Source organism: Arthrobacter sp. Y3225116 (genome assembly GCF_059091245.1).
In genome coordinates this window covers 1-2,830 of record NZ_JBNHGL010000316.1, presented here as the reverse complement: position 1 = coordinate 2,830, position 2,830 = coordinate 1, and the positions used below count along the sequence as shown (strand labels likewise).

Below are 2,830 nucleotides of genomic sequence, written 5' to 3'. Positions count from 1 at the left end.
GTTGGCGCCGGTGGAGGTGCCGCCGCCGTGCTGCGGCAGGTTCGCTGCCTGCTGCTGGGCCCGCAACTGCGGATCGACCGGTGCGGCCACCTCGCCCACCAGTTTCGCCAGCAGCTCCGAGGACGCGGTGACGCTTTCGAAGGCTACGTCCACGCCGGCAGCCTTCATCAGCTTGCCGACTTCCAGCCGCTGTTCCGGCAGCGCCAGGGTCACGACGGTGCCGTCGGAACCGGCGCGGGCGGTACGGCCGGAACGGTGCAGGTACGCCTTGTGTTCGGTGGGCGGATCCACGTGGATCACGAGTTCCACCTCGTCCACATGCACGCCGCGGGCGGCCACGTCCGTGGCGACCAGCACGCGCACATGGCCGGAGGAGAACTCGGCGAGGTTGCGGTCGCGGGCGTTCTGCGACAGGTTCCCGTGCAGGTCCACCGCCGGGATGCCGGCGGCGGTGAGGGCCTTGGCCAGCTTGCGGGCGTGGTGCTTGGTGCGGGTGAACAGCACGCGGCGCCCGGCACCGGCGGCCAGCCGGTTGAGCACCTGCTTCTTTTCGGAGGCATCGCGGGTCACCAGCACGTGGTGTTCCATGGTGGTGACCGCGGCCTGCGGGTCGTCCACGGAGTGGGTCAGCGGGCTGGACAGGTAACGCTGCACCAGCTTGTCCACGCCGTTGTCCAGGGTCGCGGAGAACAGCATGCGCTGCCCGCCGGCCGGGGTGGTGTCCAGCAGCTTCTTCACCACGGGCAGGAAGCCCAGGTCCGCCATGTGGTCGGCCTCGTCCAGGACGGTGATTTCCACCGATTCCAGCGTGATGATCTTCTGCTTCATCAGGTCTTCGAGCCGGCCCGGGCAGGCAATCACAATGTCGACGCCGGCGCGCAGCGCCTTTTCCTGGCGTTGCTGCGAGACGCCGCCGTAGATCACCGTGGTGTTCAGGCCCAGCTCGGCCGCCAGCGGCTCAATGGTGTTGTTGAGCTGGGTGGCCAGCTCACGGGTCGGCGCCAGGACCAGGCCCAGGGGGCGTCCGGGTTTGCGGAAATGGGCGGCCTCGCGCTCGGCTAGCCTGGCGACCAGCGGCAGCGCGAACGCGAGCGTCTTGCCGGAGCCGGTGCGGCCGCGGCCCAGCACGTCACGGCCGGCCAACGTATCGGGCAGCGTCTCCGTCTGGATGGGGAACGGGGCATCAATGCCAGTGGCAGCGAGCTTCGAAGCAAGGGCCTTGGGCACGCCAAGGGCAACAAAAGTAGTCATAAGAAAGTGAGAATGTCTTCCGGTCAGTGTCCCCGCGGCAGGTTAGCCCAGGGTCGCCGAAGAAAAATCAGACAGTGCCAACCGCCCGGACCTGTCCGGTCACGTCGTTAGACGGAAAGCGGCGGCGCAATTGAAAGCGTTCATCGACGCAGGGAAACGCGTCAAACTGCGCCTCCGAGTAGCACCAGTCTAGCAGCACGTCCGGGCCGGCCGCGCACGGGCGATACTCTGGTGGGGATGACCAGCGACTCCCCCACCCCTGATTTTCCCGCGAACGACGACGGTGCGCGCCCCACGCAGCCCACCCACCTCGCCCGTCCGGTCAGCTTTGTGCGCCGCGGCTCACGGCTGCAGGGCCGCCGCCAGCAGGCCTGGGACGACTACGGCCCCAGGTTCGCCGTGGACCTCCCGCGCCACGGCGGCGACACCACCGTGGACCCGGACTATGTCTTCGACCCGGCGGCGGCCTTCGGACGCGAGGCACCCCTGGTGGTGGAGATCGGATCCGGCCTCGGCGAGGCCGTCTGCCATGCCGCGGAGCAGCATCCGGAGTGGAACTTCCTGGCCCTGGAGGTCTACCGGCCGGGGCTGGCGCAGACCCTGCTGCGGATCGGCCAGCACGGCCTGTCTAACGTGCGGGTGGCGCAGGTCAACGCGCCTGACGCCCTCGCGACCATGCTGCCCGAGTCCTCGGTGGCCGAACTCTGGGTGTTCTTTCCCGACCCGTGGCACAAGACCCGCCACCACAAGCGGCGGCTGGTGCAGGAGAGCTTCGCGGACCTCGCCGCCCGCGTCCTGCAGCCGGGCGGGACCTGGCGGCTGGCCACCGACTGGTCCGACTACGCGATCCAGATGCGCCGGGTCGCCGACGCCTCGCCGGACTTCCGCAACCTGCATGCCGGCGAGCGGACCGGCAAGGACAGCCCGCTGACCCAGGTCTGGGAAAGCGGCGTGGAAGGCGTGGTGGGCGGCGCCCCGGTGCGCGAGGGCCGGGTCCCGGTCAGCACCGGCAACGCCAGCACCGGTGAAGGCATGGACGAGCACGGCGGCTGGGCGCCCCGCTTCGAGGGCCGGACCATGACCAGCTTCGAGCAGAAGGCCCACGACGCCGGACGGCTGATCTTCGACCTCGCCTACCGCCGGAACTGATCGCAGGGGCCGGTCCGCCGGGCCTCCCGCTCAGTCCGTGGCCACGGCCGCCAGCGTTGCGTCCGCCCCGTTGCGCAGTTCCACCTCGACGATCTCGTCGGTGGCCATGGCGCAGGCTGCGGTGAGCGTGGCGCGGCCCGCCGGCGTCGCCTGCCAGGAGGCCACCTGATAGGAGTAGCCGGTGTCTCCGGTCACCCACAGGGTGAGCAGGCCGTCCCGGGGCAACTGCTCCCCGGCTACCCGCATCTCGGTGCCCCAAGCCTTGTGCACCAGCGCCAGCTCCAGTTGCAGGCCGCCGGCGGCGGTCATCACATAACTCTCCGTCGCCGGCGGCTGCTGCTGGGTCAGCAGCGGCCCGATGGCCGCCCCGGCGACCAGGCACACGCCCGCCGCTGCCGCCACCACGCCGGCCCACCGCCGTCGCTCCTTC

2 protein-coding genes and 1 pseudogene are annotated in these 2,830 nt (G+C 70.3%); 1 reads left to right on the top strand and 2 read right to left on the bottom strand.

Features of this window, described 5'->3' with window-relative positions; translation table 11 throughout:
- The coding region (locus AC5RV2_RS16695; protein ID WP_494093266.1) for a DEAD/DEAH box helicase at positions 1-1,251 on the bottom strand (1,251 nt) is incomplete at its 3' end.
- A 237-nt stretch (positions 1,252-1,488) separates the two neighbouring features.
- On the opposite strand from AC5RV2_RS16695, the gene trmB reads away from it, so the two are divergent.
- Positions 1,489-2,400 carry a tRNA (guanosine(46)-N7)-methyltransferase TrmB gene (gene trmB / locus AC5RV2_RS16690; protein ID WP_494093265.1) on the top strand — a complete coding sequence of 304 codons (912 nt, stop codon included), beginning with the start codon at positions 1,489-1,491 and terminating at the stop codon, positions 2,398-2,400.
- A 30-nt stretch (positions 2,401-2,430) separates the two neighbouring features.
- On the opposite strand, the pseudogene AC5RV2_RS16685 reads toward trmB, so the two are convergent.
- Positions 2,431-2,830: pseudogene (locus tag AC5RV2_RS16685) on the bottom strand (anti-sigma factor); the annotation flags it as partial.

Bases quoted from the DNA above. Each gene is read 5' to 3' on its own strand.
- trmB (WP_494093265.1), top strand. From the start codon at position 1,489: ATGACCAGCGACTCCCCCACCCCTGATTTTCCCGCGAACGACGACGGT.